The sequence below is a fragment of the Pseudonocardia pini genome (genome assembly GCF_013870575.1).
GTDB lineage: Bacteria > Actinomycetota > Actinomycetes > Mycobacteriales > Pseudonocardiaceae > Pseudonocardia > Pseudonocardia pini.
Map to the genome: position 1 here is coordinate 1 of NZ_JACBXB010000838.1, position 2269 is coordinate 2269.

The window sequence follows — 2269 nt, forward strand, 5'->3', positions numbered from 1 at the left end:
ATAGTACGGCGCCCCCGGTGGTCGGGACACGACCCGCGAACAGGCCGCGCGTCGCAGCCGGGAACCGCACCCGCGGGGGGCTATCGTCGGGGACGTGCTGAGTGTCCGGAGGTGTTCGCGGAGCGGCTGCACCGAGCTCGCGGTGGCCACTCTCACCTACGTCTACGCCGACTCGACCGCCGTGGTCGGGCCGTTGGCGACGCAGGCGGAGCCGCACACCTACGACCTCTGCACCGCGCACGCCCACCGGCTCACCGCCCCCCGGGGCTGGGAGGTCGTCCGGTTCGAGGGCGAGTTCGCGCCGCCGCAGCACAGCAGCGACGACCTGACCGCGCTGGCCGAGGCGGTCCGCGAGGCGGGCCGCGCAGACCGCCCGATCGAGGTCGCCGCCGTCGACGTGACGGCCGGACCGGGCGTCAGCACCGGTCGCCGGGGCCATCTCCGGGTGCTCCCCACTCCTCCGGAGGACTAGCCCGGTCACCGAGGGTGACCAGCGCACGGACCACCGGCAGGAGTGTCGGTGCGGCCCGCTAGGGTTCGGTCCTGTGCCCGAGGTGGATCTGACCCAGATCGTCAAGGCTTACGACATCCGCGGTGTCGTCGGTGAGCAGCTGCACGCCGACACCGTGCGGGAGATCGGTGCCGCGCTCGCCCGTCTCGTCGGGGGCGAGGGCGCACGCACGGTGGCGGTCGGCTACGACATGCGGGACTCCTCGCCCGAGCTGGCGGCCGCGTTCGCCGAGGGCGTGACCGGCCAGGGGCTCGACGTCGTGGACATCGGCCTGGCCAGCACGGACATGCTCTACTACGCCGCGGGCACGCTGGACGTGCCCGGCGCGATGTTCACCGCCAGCCACAACCCCGCGAAGTACAACGGGATCAAGCTCTGTCGGGCGGGCGCCACGCCGATCGGCCAGGACACCGGGCTCACCGCGATCCGCGAGGCCGTCGAGCAGGGCGTGCCGGACGGGCCGGGCGGCGGGACCGTGAGCAGGCGCGCGATGGTCGAGGACTACGCGACCTACCTGCGCGAGCTCGTCGACCTCAGCGAGATCCGACCGCTCAAGGTCGTGGTCGACGCGGGGAACGGCATGGGCGGGTTCACCGTGCCGGAGGTGCTCGGCGGGCTCCCGCTCGACGTCGTGCCGCTCTACTTCGAGCTCGACGGCACCTTCCCCAACCACGAGGCCAACCCGCTGGACCCGGCGAACCTGGTCGACCTGCAGAAGGCCGTGGTCGCGGAGGGTGCGGACCTCGGCCTGGCGTTCGACGGCGACGCGGACCGCTGCTTCGTCGTCGACGAGCGGGGCGAGCCGGTCAGCCCCAGCGCGATCACCGGGCTGGTCGCCACCCGCGAGCTGGCCAAGGCCCCCGGGGCCACCGTGATCCACAACCTGATCACCTCCCGGGCCGTCCCCGAGCTGGTCGCCGAGCTGGGCGGGAAGCCGGTGCGCACCCGGGTCGGGCACTCGTTCATCAAGCAGACCATGGCCGAGACCGGCGCGGTCTTCGGCGGCGAGCACTCCGCGCACTACTACTTCAAGGACTTCTGGAAGGCCGACTCCGGGATGCTCGCGGCGCTGCACGTGCTGGCCGCGCTGGGCGAGCAGCCCCGTCCGCTGTCGGAGCTGATGGAGTCCTACGAGCGGTACGCCGCGAGCGGCGAGATCAACTCCACCGTCACGGACCAGGCCGGGCGGGTCGCCGCGGTCCGCGAGGCCTACGCCGGGGCGGAGTTCGACGAGCTCGACGGGCTCACCGTCTCGCTGCCGGACGGGTCCTGGTTCAACCTGCGGGCCTCGAACACCGAACCGCTGCTGCGGCTGAACGTCGAGGCCGCGGACGCGGACGCGGTCGCGGCGCTGCGGGACGCGGTCCTGGCGCTCGTCCGGGCCTGATCGCGGGCCCCGCCGGGCACCCCGCGCCCGACCGCACCCGGACGGACCCGGCGCGCGCGCCGCTGCCCTGGCAGCATTCTGGACAGGACACGTGAGGAGAAGCATGCCCGCCCCTGTGCTCGACCCCCGGCTTCTGGAGATCCTGGCCTGCCCCGCGGAGGACCACGCCGCGCTGCGCCAGGCCGACGCGGAGCTGGTCTGCACCTCCTGCGGGCGCCGCTACCCGATCGTGGACGGGATCCCCGTGCTGCTGTTGACGGAGGCGGAGCCCGCGGAGCCGACCGCCGATCCCGAGGCACCCGCCGGGGAACCCGGGACGGTCGGGTGACCCTGGTGCTCGACGACACCCTCCTCGGCGACCCCGCCGCACT

General features: G+C 73.6%; 3 protein-coding genes. All 3 read left to right on the plus strand.

The window, feature by feature from the left end; genetic code table 11:
* Positions 1-94: 94 nt before the first annotated feature.
* The 3 genes from H5J29_RS29705 to H5J29_RS29715 all read left to right on the plus strand — a co-directional run bounded on the left by H5J29_RS29705 (position 95) and on the right by H5J29_RS29715 (position 2226).
* A complete protein-coding gene (locus H5J29_RS29705) occupies positions 95-472 on the plus strand; it encodes a DUF3499 domain-containing protein (protein WP_181784280.1) in 378 nt (125 codons plus the stop codon).
* 73 nt (positions 473-545) lie between these two features.
* Positions 546-1898: a phosphomannomutase/phosphoglucomutase gene (locus H5J29_RS29710; RefSeq protein WP_312858471.1), complete on the plus strand. Its 1353-nt coding sequence runs from the start codon at positions 546-548 to the stop codon at positions 1896-1898.
* A 103-nt stretch (positions 1899-2001) separates the two neighbouring features.
* Positions 2002-2226, plus strand: a complete 225-nt coding sequence (locus H5J29_RS29715; protein WP_181784281.1) for a Trm112 family protein — start codon at positions 2002-2004, stop codon at positions 2224-2226.
* The last annotated feature ends 43 nt before the right edge of the window (positions 2227-2269 follow it).

Bases quoted from the DNA above. Each gene is read 5' to 3' on its own strand.
- H5J29_RS29715 (WP_181784281.1), top strand. From the start codon at position 2,002: ATGCCCGCCCCTGTGCTCGACCCCCGGCTTCTGGAGATCCTGGCCTGC.